The 16,164-nt window shown below is 64.0% G+C and carries 15 protein-coding genes and 1 pseudogene; 10 read left to right on the forward strand and 6 right to left on the reverse strand.

Going from position 1 to position 16,164, the window contains the following annotated elements; genetic code table 11:
* Nucleotides 1–65 precede the first annotated feature (65 nt).
* The 4 genes and pseudogenes from CH262_RS14595 to CH262_RS14610 form a co-directional block, all read right to left on the reverse strand.
* Nucleotides 66–4,991, reverse strand: a pseudogene (locus tag CH262_RS14595) (DEAD/DEAH box helicase).
* Between the two features lie 216 nt (nt 4,992–5,207).
* On the reverse strand, nt 5,208–5,789 hold the full coding sequence (locus CH262_RS14600) for a hypothetical protein (RefSeq protein WP_256986477.1): 582 nt from the start codon (nt 5,787–5,789) through the stop codon (nt 5,208–5,210).
* Between the two features lie 168 nt (nt 5,790–5,957).
* The gene (locus CH262_RS14605; RefSeq protein ID WP_052057730.1) at nt 5,958–6,599 is read right to left on the reverse strand and encodes a hypothetical protein; all 642 of its coding nucleotides are present in this window, start codon (nt 6,597–6,599) and stop codon (nt 5,958–5,960) included.
* A gap of 163 nt (nt 6,600–6,762) precedes the next feature.
* The gene (locus CH262_RS14610) at nt 6,763–7,272 is read right to left on the reverse strand and encodes a hypothetical protein (protein WP_052057729.1); all 510 of its coding nucleotides are present in this window, start codon (nt 7,270–7,272) and stop codon (nt 6,763–6,765) included.
* A 564-nt stretch (nt 7,273–7,836) separates the two neighbouring features.
* Between CH262_RS14610 and CH262_RS14615 the strand changes: the two genes are divergently transcribed.
* The 10 genes from CH262_RS14615 (at nt 7,837) to CH262_RS14650 (ending at nt 14,601) form a co-directional block, all read left to right on the forward strand.
* Nucleotides 7,837–8,073, forward strand: coding sequence for a hypothetical protein (locus CH262_RS14615; protein WP_037146810.1), 237 nt, complete (start codon nt 7,837–7,839; stop codon nt 8,071–8,073).
* A gap of 48 nt (nt 8,074–8,121) precedes the next feature.
* A complete protein-coding gene (locus tag CH262_RS14620) occupies nt 8,122–8,421 on the forward strand; it encodes a hypothetical protein (protein WP_037146805.1) in 300 nt (99 codons plus the stop codon).
* Between the two features lie 56 nt (nt 8,422–8,477).
* A complete protein-coding gene (locus CH262_RS14625) occupies nt 8,478–8,807 on the forward strand; it encodes a hypothetical protein (RefSeq protein WP_037146804.1) in 330 nt (109 codons plus the stop codon).
* On the forward strand, nt 8,807–8,977 hold the full coding sequence (locus tag CH262_RS27665) for a hypothetical protein (protein WP_165839653.1): 171 nt from the start codon (nt 8,807–8,809) through the stop codon (nt 8,975–8,977). Before CH262_RS14625 ends, CH262_RS27665 begins: the two co-directional genes overlap by 1 nt.
* A 396-nt stretch (nt 8,978–9,373) precedes the next feature.
* Nucleotides 9,374–9,982 (forward strand): hypothetical protein, encoded by a 609-nt coding sequence (locus CH262_RS14630; protein WP_052058739.1) that lies wholly within the window; start codon nt 9,374–9,376, stop codon nt 9,980–9,982.
* A 198-nt stretch (nt 9,983–10,180) separates the two neighbouring features.
* Entirely contained in the window at nt 10,181–10,486 is a 306-nt protein-coding gene (locus tag CH262_RS14635; protein ID WP_037154365.1) for a hypothetical protein, read from the forward strand.
* A 78-nt stretch (nt 10,487–10,564) separates the two neighbouring features.
* Nucleotides 10,565–10,723 carry a hypothetical protein gene (locus CH262_RS27670; protein WP_176459082.1) on the forward strand — a complete coding sequence of 53 codons (159 nt, stop codon included), beginning with the start codon at nt 10,565–10,567 and terminating at the stop codon, nt 10,721–10,723.
* On the forward strand, nt 10,720–12,054 hold the full coding sequence (locus tag CH262_RS14640; protein ID WP_141214654.1) for a pentapeptide repeat-containing protein: 1,335 nt from the start codon (nt 10,720–10,722) through the stop codon (nt 12,052–12,054). Before CH262_RS27670 ends, CH262_RS14640 begins: the two co-directional genes overlap by 4 nt.
* 447 nt (nt 12,055–12,501) lie before the next feature.
* The gene (locus tag CH262_RS14645) at nt 12,502–12,789 is read left to right on the forward strand and encodes a hypothetical protein (protein ID WP_094629923.1); all 288 of its coding nucleotides are present in this window, start codon (nt 12,502–12,504) and stop codon (nt 12,787–12,789) included.
* Nucleotides 12,790–12,891: 102 nt separating this feature from the next.
* Nucleotides 12,892–14,601 carry a ParB/RepB/Spo0J family partition protein gene (locus tag CH262_RS14650; RefSeq protein ID WP_094629922.1) on the forward strand — a complete coding sequence of 570 codons (1,710 nt, stop codon included), beginning with the start codon at nt 12,892–12,894 and terminating at the stop codon, nt 14,599–14,601.
* A 151-nt stretch (nt 14,602–14,752) separates the two neighbouring features.
* Here the strand turns inward: CH262_RS14650 and CH262_RS14655 are convergent, their stop codons facing one another.
* Nucleotides 14,753–15,115 carry a histone-like nucleoid-structuring protein Lsr2 gene (locus tag CH262_RS14655; protein WP_094629921.1) on the reverse strand — a complete coding sequence of 121 codons (363 nt, stop codon included), beginning with the start codon at nt 15,113–15,115 and terminating at the stop codon, nt 14,753–14,755.
* A gap of 89 nt (nt 15,116–15,204) precedes the next feature.
* Nucleotides 15,205–16,131 carry an ATP-dependent DNA ligase gene (locus CH262_RS14660; RefSeq protein ID WP_306436780.1) on the reverse strand — a complete coding sequence of 309 codons (927 nt, stop codon included), beginning with the start codon at nt 16,129–16,131 and terminating at the stop codon, nt 15,205–15,207.
* Between the last annotated feature and the right edge of the window lie 33 nt (nt 16,132–16,164).

Consider the following 16,164-nt stretch of genomic DNA (forward strand, 5'->3'; position numbering starts at 1 on the left):
CGCGACCCGAATACCGGCGGGATCCCCACCGGGTAGATAGATCTGGATTGTCTGAGCCCGGACCATCAGGCAGCCTTCTCGATGTCGAGTTCGCGAACGATGCGCATGGTCTCGACGGCGACGGTGGTGACTTTCTTGATCAGTTCGACTATGTAGGTGGGGTTGTCGTGCTCGTCGCACCATAGGTTCGGATCGTTCACGATGCCCGATGGCTTGTCGGTCTTGACCTGGTAGCGGTCGATGATCCATGCCAGCGCTGACCGCGAACCGAGCATGTACTCCTCGGCTTCGGGTGGAATGCCGGTGAGGCTGACCTTCGAGTTGTAGACGATTGCGGTGTGGTCGGACTTGTTGCGCCACTTCAGTTTCTGTACTCGCCATGTCTCACGATCGTGTTCGTCGACACCGGCCTTTATCTCGACATCGAGTGGGTAGGGATCGACGTCCTCGTACTGCATATGAAGGGTGCCGAGCTGCTCGCCGGCGTTAGCGAGCTGGGTGAAGCGCTCCAAGCTTTCAGGGGTGGGGATGTGGGGGAGCATTTTCTTCAGATCCGCCGCGTACGTCTCCCGGTAGCCGGGGACATGCAGCTGCCCATACACCGACCAGAAAACCTGATCCTTGGTCACCGAAGCGTCAAGCGCGGTCCGGTAGACCTCGAGGATCTCATCGGTGATGTTGTCCACCCGCCGGTAACCCCACTCATCGACCCCAAAAGTATCGGCCGTCGATCCGAAGTCGAACCCGCCGCCCGCAGCACCGTCGATGCGTTCTTAGGTGTAGCGAGGGAAGAACTGACCAGTGTCCAGGAGGTGCAGGTTGGGAATCAGATTGGTCGCAAATGGAGTGAAGTCGAAGTGTGATGCCGGTCCAGTCAGAACGATGCCGTAGTTCCGGTGGTGGGGCGTTGGGAACATCGAAGGGAGCCTGCCAGGGCGGTCATTCAGGGACTTGTCGAAGTAGACATGGCTTCCTTGGAATGGCCGGTAGGCGCTTTCGCGGTATGCAGAAGTCTCTTCGCGAATGACCCTGCGCGCGTCGATAGATGACAACAGCGAGCTGCTCCACGAGATACTTTGGGGATCGCGGTTCACCACGTCCTGAAGGCGTTCGTTCCCCCGTTGAGCCTCTGCGCGATGAAGTTCCGCTTGATAGAAGGTGAGCGTCCTGCCGACCTGTTCGTGAAGCGAGTTCAAGGAGAAGCTGTAAACCCAGCTATCTCGGTTGGTCTTAAGTCCGCCCGAGAAAGTTCGGAAGACGACGGCTCCCGTAGCACCGCGGCTCGCGATCGCCGGCCATGAGCTGAAAGCACTGTCTCGCTGGCTGATCCAGTCGCCATGCGCGTTCGGCTGCACACTCTGCCATTCGAGGTTCTCGATAGTGCTCGTGTCAACGAGACGGAGTTTTTCGGCGCGGTCGAGATAGTCGCCGATATCTCGGTAGTGGATCTGTACGGGTCCTGTGTGCTTTTCGTTCTTAACACCGACGAAAATGACGATGGTGGAACGGCTTCCGGAGCCGAACACCTTGCCGCCTTCTCGTCGGGAAAGTTCGCCGGCTGTGCGTTGGTTACCGCGTAGATTGTAAATCCACAGGTGGGCGAACTCGTCGGCCATGCTCAGCCGCACTCCGTCGGCCGTGTTGCCGTCGATCCATCCTCCGTTGGAGACGAATGCGACTATTCCGTGGTCGCCGACGCGGTCGGTGGCCCATCGGTAGGCGCGGTAGTAGGAGTCGTAGAGGCTGTTCTTGAGCTGCGCCGTCGAGCGGCCGGCGTAGGTCGCGGCGATACGGGCGTCGAGAGTGGGGTAGCTGAGGTTGGCGTTGTTGTCGTTGGCGCTGTCCTGCCCGACCGAGTACGGCGGGTTACCTACGATGACATTGATCGGGGCTTCGACCTGTTTGACGATGCGGTCGTTGTTCTGCGGGAACATGATCGCGTCCATACTGTCGCCGTCTTCGGAGATCTGGAACGTGTCGGTGAGTACGATTCCCTCGAACGACTCGTACTGCCCGTCCTCGCCATTTGGGGTAGCCAGAGCGTGATAGGTGGTCTCGATGTTGACTGCCGCAATGTAGTACGCGAGAAGCATGATCTCGTTGGCGTGCAACTCTTCCCGGTACTTGCGTGCAAGGTCGTCGGGGAGAATGAGCCCGGATTGCAGGAGTCGGGTGAGGAAAGTGCCGGTCCCGGTGAACGGGTCGAGGACATGTACGCCGGTGTCGGTGAGGCCCTTCCCGAAATGCTCCTTCGAGACGTGGTCTGCGGCGCGGAGGATGAAGTCGACGATCTCGACGGGGGTGTAGACGATGCCGAGAGCGTCGGATTGCTTCTTGAACGCAACACGGAAGAATCGCTCGTACAACTCGGCGATGACCTGCTGTTTGCCTTCAGCGCTGGTCACTTCGGAGGCCCGGATGCGCACCGAGTCGTAGAACGAGTCGAGACCGTTGGTCTCCGATTCGAGGTTGGCGTCGCCGAGAGTGTCGAGCATCTGCTGCATGACGATCGAGACGGGGTTGTGCGCGGCGAAGTCGTGGCCGGCGAACAGGGCATCGAACACCGGCTTGGTGATCAGGTGTTGGCTGAGCATGCTGATTGCGTCGTCGCGGCTGATGGAGTCGTTGAGGTTGTCACGTAGTCCGGTGAGGAACCTCTCGAACTGCTCCGTCACTTGGGAGGATGCACCGCTGAGAAGCGCGTTTATGCGGGCGATCTGGGCGGCGGCGATGTCGGCGACGTCGGCGGCCCATTGTTCCCAGTAGACGCGTGTGCCGACCTTGTCGACGATGCGGGCATAGATAGCTTCCTGCCACTCCGAGAGTGCGAACAACGCCATCTGCGACGCCACCCCGCCACCGCCACCTTCGCCGTTGTCCTGCTTCGGATCCGTGTCCGGGGTGGGGTGTCCGTCGCCGATCGTTTCGTCGGAGTCGGTGGTCGGGCCGATGTGTCCGCCGAGGAGGCGATCGTTCCCCTGGCCGGCTTTTGCTTGTTTTGTGGTGGCGTTGAGGGCGATGGAGTTGACCATCGCGTTGAACCGATCATCATGCGCTCGAAGGGCGTTGAGGACCTGCCACACCACCTTGAAGCGGCGGTTGTCAGCGAGGGCCTGCGACGGTGACACTCCGGCGGGCACGGCGACGGGCAGGATGATGTACCCGTAGTCCTTTCCGGGGGAAAGGCGCATGACGCGGCCTACGGACTGGACGACGTCGACGACGGAGTTGCGGGGGTGCAGGAACAACACGGCGTCGAGGGCCGGGACGTCGACGCCCTCGGACAGGCAGCGTGCGTTGGACAGGATGCGGCATTCACCCTCGGGGACGGGTGCTTTGAGCCAGGACAGTTGCTCGTTGCGCTTGAGAGCGTTGAATGTGCCGTCGACGTGGCGGGCGGAGACGACGAGGTCTCGGTTGGTGGCGTCGACCTGTTCGCCGTCGTTCTCGTTTTCCTCGAGGAGGGCGCGGTAGGCGTCGACTACGTCGGGGAACACTTCGGCGACCTGCTTGGAGGCGGCGATGTCCTTGGCGAACGCCACGGCCCGTTTCATCGGGGGTGCGCCGATCGCGAACCCGTCGCCGTCAGGGGAGCGGCCGGCGCGCTTAGCGAGACCGTTCCAGCAGCCGACGATCTTGGAGGCATCGTCGAGTTGGAGTTCGGCGAAGTTGCCGGCGAGCTGTTTCTGCATAGGGGCTGCGACGAGGTCCTCGTCGACGGTGAGCACGATGACTTTATAGTCGGTGAGCAACCCGCGCTCGACGGCGTCACCGAAGGACAATCGGTGCATCTCGGGGCCGAAGATGTCGATGTCGTCCATCGACGACAACTCGGCGGAGTGGTCGGCGGCTTTTTCCTTGACGGCGTCGTCGAAGATCCGGGGCGTGGCCGTCATGTACAGCCGCCGTGATGCTTTGAGGAACTTGGCGTCGTGGACGCGGACGAAGTTCGATTCGTCCGCGCCGGCGACGGTGACACCGGTGGTGCGATGCGCTTCGTCGCAGATCACCAGATCGAACGCATCCACCCCCAGTCCTTGCGCCGCAGCGACCGTCGGCAGGGACTGGTAGGTGGTGAACACCACGGTCAGTCCTTTGGAGCGTTTGCGGTGCGCCATGTGCGATGCGAGGTTGTCGGGGTCGGTGGTCACCGGGATCGCGACGTCGACGGTGCTGTAGTCCTCGGCGGAGCGGGAGACTTTCGAGTCCGAGCACACGGCGAACGCGCGAATGTCGAGCTGGGTTTGTGCGGTCCACTCTCGGAGTGTCTGCGAGAGCAGGGAGATGGAGGGGACGGCGAACAGGATGCGTGCACTGCCGCCGGCTTCGGCTGCCGTGCGTTCGGCGATCTTGAGTGCGGTGAACGTCTTTCCGGTTCCGCAGGCCATGATCAGTTTCCCGCGGTCGTTGCCGGCGGAGAATCCGGCGAAGACAGCGTCGATCGCCTCGACCTGGTGTGGGCGGGGTTCGTTGCGGATCGCTTCACTCAACTCGACCGTCAGTTCGCCCTGCGGCCATGCGATGTCCCAGTCGATCGGGGCTTCGGCGATCTCGGCCAGACCGATCCGTTGGACGGGGATGGTCTGGTGGTTGATGGCGTCTTCGGCGTTCTTTCCCCACCGGTCGGTGGTGGAGATGATCACGCGGTTGGTGAACGACCGATCCCCATCGGCGGTGGGAAATGTTTGTCCGGAGGCGGTGAAGAACGAGTCGAGATCGCCTTTGCTCAACGTGGTGGTCGGTTCGTAGAACTTGCACTGGATCGCGGTGTAGTCGCCGGTGTCGCGTTCGCGGGCGACCAGGTCGATGCCGGTGTCGGCCTTACCTTGACGGTCGGGCCAGTCGATCCACCGCCACACCTGCTCGTACTGCTGCGCCAGCGTCGGATCGAGCTCGAAGTATCGAACCATCAGCTGCTCGAACTTGGTGCCCCGCTCCGAATTCGACGGCTCACCGCGGAACGCTTCGATAACCTCGTGCACACTCGCCATGACTACCGAAACCACCTCAACGTCGGGGACGATCAGACCGAGTATGCCGCTTACATCGACGACAACCGCCATCCACGGGGACTCTTCGGCGTTTCGGTCACTGAAGAGGTCGTGGCCCAGCGGAGTCTTCCTGGTCGAGCCGCAGACGCAGGACGCTCCGGTGTCGAATCCTCGAGTGCGAACAGGCGTGCCGCCACGAAGCCTGCTCGGTCGGAGTCAGGATTGTTCGCGCGCGGCGGCCTGGACAGCACTGGCGAGTCCGGAGAACGAACATTCGACGGGATCGTGCGAGAGCAGACTGCTCAACACAATCGACTTCTGCTCCCCGAACGTGGAGTTGAGGCGCTGGGTGGACATCACGTAGAAGTCCCACTGGTCTAGGTCGAGCGGGTCAGCGGTGGACCGATCAGTCTGTTTGAAGACGCAAAAGACGTAGACGTCGGCCTGCCGCTTCCGTTGCGCGGCAATTGTGTTCGTCGTCGCGTCCCAGCCGTTCGTTGGCTGGATCCCGAAGCTGATCGTCGACAACCTCTCCTGCTTCCAACTTTGCAGGTACGCAGACGATTTCACCTCGACGCGAATTCCCCCTTCGGTCAGTAGATCAGAAGCATCCCACTCCACTCGGACTCCATCGGCTACGCATCCGAGTGCGAGTCCGACGATGTATTCGGCGAGAACACCGCGTTGGGCGTTCCCGATGAGATCCGAGCACGCCCAACGCCAGAACTGGTGAAGATCCGATCCGATCGACTGCCCCTGCTGCGTGAAGGGCTCGTCGCCACTCTTCGGTGCTGTCACGAGTGAGTCGAAGCGGTTCGTGAGCTCGATCGACGAGCATTCGGCCACGTCGGCCGCATACCGGGTCCCGTGGTGGTCGTGCAGCATCGCACTCGATGGGTCGACATGCCGATGAACTCGAAATCGATGGCCATGAAAATTCTCCCTCGATCGGACAGGTGAACGGAACTAGCTCTTCCGAGGTCTACTCATGTGCCGCCAGATCGAGTGGTCGAGTGCCGACACCGGCATGTCCATTCGCCTCGCAGCGTCGGTCACCAGCCGTGAGACTTCTTCGCTCCCGAGTCTGCGACCCAACGCCTCCACCACGAATCGAGTGACGAGAGTGTCGGCTTTGACGCCGTCGTGGCCGACCAGCATGAGGAAGTAGTCCCACGTCACCGGGCCCAAGCCGCGAGTTCCGCAGTACGCGGCTCGCTGCGCTGCCGAGTCCCGATCGATGTCGGATGCGTGGCGCGCGCCCGACGCTGCGAGCCGGCCGGCAGCAGAGACAATCGCCTCAGCCTTCGGCACACCCCCGGTCTTCTGCTTATTGCCGAGCACCGTCTGAAGCCACTGCGGGTCGGCCTCGCCCAGTACACCGAGGTCGTCCCAACTTTGCCTGCCGGACTCGGCCTTGTACCGCTTGATCGCGCCGCGTACGCCCGTGTCGGCAGAGACTCCGTAGACCGCTCTGATCGACAGGACCGCATCGATCAACGCCAATTCCACATGCCCCGGCCATCCGTCCGGGGCAGCGTGCATCTCAGTGATCTCAGCCGTGAGGTAACCGACGAGCACCTCGACATCGCCTGCGTCCGTCGTCGCCATTTACGGTGGATCCCTTCTGGGTCGATGAGAGCGGACGTTACCGGCCAGCGCCGACCTATTTACACAGATCTCGTCATCGACGCCCACAGTCCGTCGTACGGGCGAGGGTAAGGCAGTCGACACACGTTCCGGTGCCGCCTGCGACAGTCAGGCGGACGTTCGGCTATCCGCGGATGACGATCTCGATGGCGTCGACATCGACGTCGTACGTCTTCGCCAGACCGGCCTTCGCCTGCCGGATCGTCAACGCGGCGACCTCCGTCGTCGGTGCTTGCGTACTCGTGGACTGATCGTCGAATTTCTCGAAATTCGCATCCGCCAGGTCGATTCCCAGATCGTCCAACGTGGTGTACCGCACCGGATTTCGGTCACCCGTCCAGACATCAGGGACGCTGATGTGGGCGTACTCGCTGAACTGAATCTTCCACCGGTCGGGCCTATCGTCCGTCGCGGGAACCAGCCGAGAAATCCGCCCCACCAAAAAAGCGCTCCCATGATCCTCGGTGCCGTCCGCATACGCCTCGACGTTGTGTGCATTCTGCGTGCACACCACGTACTGGCACTTCCTGGCTCGCGCTGCATCCAGTTTCCACGACTGCGACCCACCCTCACCCAGAATCGAGTCGAGGCTCTTGCCGGTGAACACTGCCACTGTGTCTTCGTTGGTTGTCATGCCGAGAACGTAGCAAACTATCCAGCTTCGTGGCACGAACTATAGCTAGTTTTATTAATAGTCTGAAGCATCATGCCTGTTGGAGCACGCAGAAGTATGCCTCACCAGCGAGCCTCGCGGCGCTACCGCGACACCGAGCGTGGTCGGTCCCCGTCGCTCCCGCACAGTTACCCGAAGTGCTCCACAGGTGGAAGGTTGCCATCTGACGACATCGACGAGCGGTCGCGCATTCCGCCTGCCGGCGGTGCCGGCCACCTGCGGTGTCCCCTGAGTGGAGCTCCGCTGCGCTCCGCACCGTAGAAGAGCATCGTTCTTTCGGGCATCTGGCTGCCATCGAGTCTGCGTCACCCGTGCCCGCCTTACCCACCCCTGACTCCGCGATGCTCCGGCCCTGCGGGCGCGCCGAGAACTTTTCACGAACGCCTCCGGCTGAAAACTTCCCGGCCCAGGGGCAGGACGCCGTTCCCGTGCGCCGCCTACTCTCCCCACGCCAGATGACGGCGAAAGAACGCAGGGGAGGACGCAACACCGACCCGGCACGAGTTCCGAAGGGCAGCAACAGTTATGACCGAGACCACGAACACCGACGCCGTCACCTGCATCGCGGACGGCCCCGACTGCACCGGTGACGTCGAATACCGGGACGCACTGTCCGGGACCGGGGTATCGCATCCGAGGTGCGACAAGCACTGGCAAGGCCGTCTCGACCTCGAGGACGACCTCCGCCGCCGTTACCCGGCCCACGCACCCGCCGACTTCGACCCCACCTACGCAGGCGAGCACTGGGACGAGGACTACTGACCCTGCCCGCTCACCCATCCGAACCGCACCGACCGAGGAGCAGAAGCCATGACCGCCAACGACATCGACGACTACTGGACCACCTACGACAAGGCCCTCGACGCGGCCGCCGAATGTCGGAGCGTCGAATCGCTGATCGACACCCTCAACCGCTACTACCCGCCCTCGTCCGGAGTGGCGTTCTTCCCGAACGGGGCCGACCGAGACCTACTCGGCACACTCACCGACGCCGGACACTTCGCTACCGTCTGGATTCACGCGGACTACCACTTCGCGCTCCGTGACGGCCGCGGAGATGGATTCACCTACATCGAAGGCGACATCGTCCGCGGAACCTCACGCCGGTAGAACACCCGCCCCGGTGCCAGACGGCACCGGGGCACCACCTGGAAGGAACGCCCCTGATGCCCGCTCAAGCATGGGTCACCCTGATCGTCGGCGTCCTCGCCGTCGTCGGCGTCGCCCTGACCGTCCGCCAACGCACCGTGGCCGACAAACGCGCCCAAGCCTGGCAACGGATCACCTGGTGCCTCGAGCGCACCACCAGCGACAACGACACCGAAGCCGAACTCGGATGGGACATCTACGCCACCGTCACCGACTCCGCACTGATCACCCGAACCGAGCAGGACGTCCTGGTCGCGGTCTCCGATCGAGCTGCAGCCCGACGTGCACTGGCGGACCAGGACCAAACCGAGGACACTGACAACCAGAACGATCAGGAGGACCCATGATGACCACCACCGAAAAGCGCACCGACCGCCCCGCCGAGCGTCCCCGAGTCGCCGCCGCAGCAGCCCGCGCCTCGATCGCGCTCCGCGAACGCACCGGCCGAGAGGTGCCGCAGTGGCTCCGTGACACCGCCGAAGGGCGCCCGACCACCCCACCCGCCGAGCTGACCTGACACAGGCACCAGCCGCAGACCGATAAGGCCCGCACCCGACACAGGGTGCGGGCCTTATCCGTTGCGCAATAAGGGCTCAGCGGCTCGCGTGGGGCCGGGCCACCCTGCGGGCGTCCACCGCATCGAACTCCGCTGCGCTCCGTCCTGTGAAAAGAATTCTTGTTTTCCCTTCTGGCCTTCCGATTTTGACCGGCGGTGACCTCCGCGCAACCGCCGGCGTCCGCTGCGCTCCCGGCCCGAAGGGCTCCGGAAACTTTTCACAGACGCCTCCGGCTGAAAACTTTCCGGCCCGACCATTGCACTCCGGCCCCCTCATGCCGGTCCAACTCTCCTCTGCCAGAACGGCAAAAAAATTGGCGGGCCGCGAGGTCGCCACGTTGAGTAGGGGAGCGCGAGATGCCGAAGACTACCGCCCAGAAAGCCCACAGCAGCACCGACACCGACAACTACGGCGCAGTGGTCACCCACACGACCGCCACCATCGTCGGACGCCAGAACGCCGTGGTCAACGTCCACGCCGCCGCCACCGACGACGCCCAGATGATCGTCACCATGGGCCGCCTGATGATGACCTTCCGCTCCGCCGCCGCCGTCCACGCGTTCATCGCCGGACTGGCCGACGCCCGCACCCTCATCGGCCGCATCGACAACCAGGCACCCCAGCCCGGGGGACCGGGCGACGACTACGCCCGCGCCGCCATGTCCGTCGTCTGGATCGCGCCACCGGAAACCGCCGTCACCCCACGCGAGCAGTACGTACCCGCACGTCGACGCACCATGCACTGGGTCGAGGTCCACATGGGACCGGTCACCTGGCGCATCATCGACCGCCTCGGCTACGTCACCATGCTCGACGAGCTCCGAAACGTCCACCGCATGGCCGTCGCGATCTTCACCGACGGCGACCAGTACCTCAGCGACCCCACCACCCTCACCGACGCATTCGACGACGCCGAACGCGAACACCAGGAAGACATGGCCGCACCCTGGCGACGACGCCTCTGACCCCGGCGCACGGACGCGGCCCCGGACCCGACACGGGCTCCGGGGCCGAGTCGTATCCATCCACAGGGAAACTCTCTATCCCCAGATTCCGGAAAATGCCTGTGCATCGCGGACCTCGCTGGCGCTCGGTACGCGATGCTGGAAGAACCCCCGCACCCGCAGGTCGCCCGGCTCACCCACCGAAGGAACACGACACCGATGATCACCTGGACCGTCACCACCCGCCCCGACCGACGACCCGAAACCATCACCGCCGCAGGAGCAGAACCCAGCCTCGACGCGGCGAAACGAGCTGCCGCCGACGCCGTCCGCTACGCCCTCCTCGACGCCCAGGCCCACGCCGATGCCAGCCCCACCAACACCCCACCGACCTACCTCGTCACCATCGACGGAGCCTGCGCCCTCATCGTCAGCCTCGGAGCCTGCCGACCCGCCAACTACACCGGCGTCCTCGACAACCTCGAACACTTCGACGGCACCGCCACCCACCTGCTCTACCTCTAGAACCGTGCGGCCGCGGACCCCGCTAAAGTCGTTGCAAGAGAACCATTTCTGTCGGTACCCACTGCCACACTCGGCACCATGCGAATCAGAACCCTCGACGGACCACCACTACCCGGCGAAATAGCCGAACAGGCAGCCCGCGCAATTGCCCTCCGCCACGGCCTCGGTCAGCAGTACGCGACCGGCGTTGACTCCACCAGGAAAACTACGGTCAAGCCGCTACTGTCACCCCCGTGAGCTTCCACGCCCAGGCCCCTGCCCCGGCCACTCCAACCGTGCCGGTCGAAGCAGTTGACCCGCCAGGCATCGGCGTGTGGTTCCTCGACAACCTCACACAACCCGCCGCTACTGTTCTCGCCAGCGTCGGAATCATCGTCGCTGCAGTCATAACCTTCATCATCGGCTATCTCAGTCGCAGACAGCTAGATCGGCACCACAAAGCAACCCACACGCTCGCCGACATTCAAGAGCTACGCCGGCGATTCGTCACCACCTCAGCACAATTCGCCGACCCATCTCCCGAAGTCCGACTCGCCGGGGTCTATGCCCTCGAAGCACTCACCAACGACTGGATCGACCACAACAGAAACACCGACGCCCAAACCTGCATCAACTACCTCTGTGGCTACCTCACCCGCCCATACGCACCACCCACCCACGACCCCCACCTACGCCAAACCGTCGTCACGGTCGACGCAGCCACCACCGTCGAAAGCACCTACCAGCACCCCCATGACGACCTCACGGTCCGGCAAGCCATCACCCGCACCATCGCCACCCACCTGAAACCCGACCACCAACACAACTGGAGCAACTACAACTACGACTTCACCGGCGCGTACTTCCACAACGCCGACTTCAACGACGCCCGTTTCTACGGCACAACCACCCTCGACAAGGCGCAGTTTCACGGTGATTGGACGTCGTTCAGTGAGGCGCAGTTCCACGGTGAGACGACGTTCGACGAGGCGCAGTTTCACGGCATGTGGACGTCGTTCGGTGAGGTGCAGTTTCGCGGTGCGTTGACGTTCGGAAAGGCGCAGTTTCACGGTGAGACGACGTTCAGCGAGGCGCAGTTCCACGGTATGTGGACGTCGTTCGATGAGGCGCAGTTCCACGGTATGTGGACGTCGTTCGGAAAGGCGCAGTTCCACGGTGCGTTGACGTTGTTCAGTGAGGCGCAGTTCCACGGTGAGGCGTCGTTCGGTGAGGCGCAGTTCCACGGTGCGTTGACGTTCGAAAAGGCACAGTTCCACGGTGAGGCGTCGTTCGGTGAGGTGCAGTTCCACGGTGAGGCGTCGTTCGGAAAGGCGCAGTTCCACGGTGAGACGACGTTCGGAAAGGCGCAGTTCCACGGTGAGACGACGTTCAGCGAGGCGCAGTTCCACGGTGAGACGACGTTCAGCGAGGCGCAGTTCCACGGTGAGACGCTATTCAACTCGCCGGGAGCGTGGAATAACGTCTACTTCGACTGGGACACCGAAGTCCCCTACGCCGCCGAAGGATCCAAACCGGACAACGTCAAACCACACGACTGGCCACCTACCGTCGTGGAGCCGACGCCCTAGCGCTACCGCGACACCGAGCGTGGCGGTCTCCGTCGCTCCCGCACAATCGCCTCGCGAGCTCCGCGGCCGGGAGGTGGGCACTCCGCCGGCGTCGACGAGCTGGGTGCATTCCGCCTGACGGCGGTGCCGGCCACCCTGCGGGCGTCCCCTGGATGGAGCTCCGCTGCGCTCCGCACCGTGGAAGAGCAAAGACGTTTTTCACTGCGGTTCTGGCTACCGGCGAGCATCCATCACCCGTGCCCGCCGCCTCAACCCCTCGCTCCGCTGCGCTACGACCGAAGGCTCCGAACACTTTTCGTAGAGCAGTCGCTGCGCTCCCACGAAAACTGTCCGGCCGAGGGGTTGCCCCGTCGTCCCCGTGCGCTGACTTCTCTCCTCACGCCAGAAACGGCGAAAAACGTGGCAGGGCAAAAGGCCAGGCCACCAGTTGAGAAGGGACGTCACGACATGCACGACACCATCACAGGACCGAGGACGGTGGGACTGCGCACCGCGATCATGACCGCGATCGCCGGAGTCCCGGTACAGGTCAAGACCCACGCACTCGCACAGGTCACCGCCTACACCGAGCAGGTCAACCGAGCCGCATCGGACGCGAACTCGACCACCGTCGACGCGCACCTCGAGCGGGCCGCGTTCTGGGCATGCACCGCCCGCGAACACGGAGCCAGTGAGGCCGAAATCCACGCCGCACGGCTCGCAGGCCACCACCACGTGGCCACCGCCCGGCAGTAACCCCCGAGGCCCACACCGCCCCCGGAAAACAAGAAACACCGGACAGCTCCTAACTGCCCGGTGTCTCCAACCGAAGAATCTACCAGGGAGAGAGACACCACCATGACCGCAAGCATCGAAACCACCACCGCCGCAACCGAAGCCCCCACGACCGGCACCACGCCGGTCGTGGGGGCGGGCGAGGAGTACGCCCGCCTGCACCCCACCGCCCTCGAGGTCGGACCGAACGTCCGCGACGAGGTCGTCACCGACACAACGGCATTCCGAAACATGGTCGCCTCCATCATCGAACACGGAGTGCTGCTACCGATTCTCGCGCGCCGCGACGGCGACCTCATCGTGGTCATCGACGGCCAGGTTCGCACCCTCGCCGCAATCGAAGCCGGGGCCGAGAGCGTGCCGGTGCTGATCCGGCCCGACGCGAGCACAGCGAAGGACCGGGAAATCGAGCGTCTCACTCGGCAGGTCGTCGCCAACGACCGCCGTATCGACCTCACCGCAGGCCAGCGGGCGAAGGCCGTGACCGACATGCTCGAACTCGGTGTCTCGGTGCCCAAGATCGCCAAGGCCGTCCAGGTCAAGCGCGAGACCGTCAAAGCAGCAGGGGCAGCGGGCCGGTCGCAGGCTGCGATCGATGCCCTCGACGCGGGACAGCTCACCCTCGACCAGGCCGCGATCGTGGCCGTGTTCGACGCCGAGGGCGACACCGACGCCGTCGCACAACTGCTCAATGCCGGGTCGTGGTTCCGGTCCGAAGCGCAGCAGCTGCTCGCCGACCGCGCCGAGCGCAAGGCCCGCACCGCAGCAAGCGCACCATACGCCGAGAAGGGACTGACGGTCCTCGAGGAAGAGCCCTACTACGGCGACCCCTACACCGCCGCTGAGGACTTGGTGACTACAGATGGAGACCCGATCACCGAAGCGATCATCGAGGCCGCGGCCGAGCACTGGGCGGTGTGGCTGACGAAAGAGGAGAAGCTCACCCTCGTCGCGACGGGCGAGTTCATCGACAAGGACAGTATCGACTGGGACACCCAGGTCGATCTGTCAGGGGACGCGGAGGAGGGACTGCACCACTACAAGGACGTCGGGTCCGTCGAAGTGTGGGTGCCGGAGTACTTCACCGCCGACCCCGATGCCGCCGGTGTGAAACTGGGTCCGATCCTCGCCGCCGCATCGGCCGAACCCGCCGCCGACGAGTCCTCCGATGCAGCCGCAAAGAGAGTGCGCGAGCAGGAAGCAGCACAGAAAGTGCTCGCGGCGAAGGAGGCCGAGAAGCTCGCACGTCGGCGCACCATCGCACTCAACAAGGCCAGCGCCGCCGCCACGATCGTCCGCAAGGAATGGCTCGCGAAGTTCCTCACCCGCAAGACCCTGCCGAAGGGTGCCGCGAAGTGGATCACCGACACACTCGTCGACGAGCCTGGACTGCTCACCCAGAACAAAGCGTCCGAGCACCTCGCAGAGTTGCTCGGTATCACGATCGGCAAGCCCGAAGGCCACCTGTGGGGCGACTGGAAAGAACGCGCCGCCCGTACCGCTCTGGCTCCGGTGATCGACACGGCCAGCGACGCACGCGCACAGGTGATCGCGCTCGCGCAGATCCTCGCCGCCTACGAAGCGCGGATGAGCGGGACCGGTAAAGACTGGTGGAAGCGAGTCGGCGGCTCCAACCAGGACAACTACCTGGGCTTTCTCGACCAGCACGGCCACGTGCTGACCGTGGTCGAACAGGTCGGGGCCGGAACGCTCACCCCCGAGCAGGCATACGACGCACTCACCGCACCCAGCGAGGAGAGCATCACCGACTAGAACCGGCATCGGTGGCGGGTACCTCTCCGGGTGCCCGCCGCCGGTGGCCTCGTCCCCGGTCCGGGTCGAGGGGGCTGCCGCCGCCCTCGAGCTCCCCCGCTCGACGCCCCACCACCGCACTGCTCACGACGCGCAGGCGGCTCACCGCCCGTCAGTGTGCGGCGTTGTACGCCTCAACGATGTCGGCCGGAATTCGGCCACGTTCGCTGATCTCGTAGCCCTGGTCGAACGCCCACTGCCGGATCGCGCGTGTCTGCTCCGGATCGCGCTTGGCCGATCCGCCGGCCGCGGTCGACCCGGAACTCGGGGAGGGCTTACGCTTGCGGCCACCGACCCGCGTCGCGTGCTGGATGTAGTGGTCGAGCTTCTTGTGAAACTCGGTGGCGTTCTTCGCTTTCAAGTCGATCAAGTACTCGACACCGCCCACCGCGAATTCGATCGTTTCGCCGGATTCGTCGTCGATGACCGACCCGTCGATATCGTCCACCAATTGGGTTGTCACTCGTTTGGCCACAGCCGGAAAACCTTTCGATCACACACATTTGTCACGGACTCGGGTACCGGCCAGCGTAACCAAAGAATGCGACGACAAGCTGCACCCTTTCATGTCACGACATCGCGGGGAGTGATATCGGATCGGATTCCTTTGAATGCGGGATGCCGTAAACGCCCCGTTGCCGATTGTTCTCGGTATTCCACGGTCGCCACCAATTCCGGTGTCACCCAGGACACTCCGACTGCGTCGGTGCGTGGAACCGGACCGTGTAGCGCACTGTCCGGACGGGTGCGCTCGGTGAGTGTGCTTCGCAGCTCTCGGCGCATCCGATCGGTGAAACCCGTTCCCACACGGCCGATGTAGACCAACTCGCCCGCCTCGTCGTACGCTCCGAGTAGCAGCGCCGCCAGTGTCCCACCGGCGCGCCCGCCAGTGGGAACCCATCCGCAGATCACGCCTTCGCGTGTGTTCCGGATCGGAACCTTGACCCACGATGGCGACCGGATCCCCGATCGGTACACCGACTCCGCTTTCTTCGCCACGACCCCCTCGATGCCGTTGTCGGCGGCAATGCCCATCAACGTCTCCCCGTCGATTCCCGTCATATTCGGCGGCACCTGCACTCGCCGCCCGTCGGCCACGCCGAGGCCCTCTAGCAGCTCACGGCGCTGCGTGTAGGGGAGCGTCCGGACAGATTCGCCGTCGATGTCGAGGACGTCGAACACGAAATACGTCACCGGGGTCGACCGCAGCAACGCCGCCGACGGGCGCGCGACATGCATTCGGCGTTGCAGCAGCCCGAAATCGGGCCGACCGCCCGAATCCAGTGCCACCAACTCGCCGTCCAGGGTCACCGATCGACCCGCAGTCGTGTCCGACAACGCAGCCGCCACATCCGGGAACGAGGCGGAGATGTCGTTTCCGTTGCGCGAGAACAGCTTCACCCACGATGTGCCGCCGACAACGCAGACCCCGCGTTGGCCACTGGAGTCCGCGCGGGTTCGATCGGCTGCCAGGAACCGGTGTGAGCCCAGGGTTCCTGGTCAGAGCAACGATTCTTCTTCATC

Source organism: Rhodococcus sp. 05-2255-1e (assembly GCF_002259025.1).
Lineage (GTDB): Bacteria > Actinomycetota > Actinomycetes > Mycobacteriales > Mycobacteriaceae > Rhodococcoides > Rhodococcoides fascians.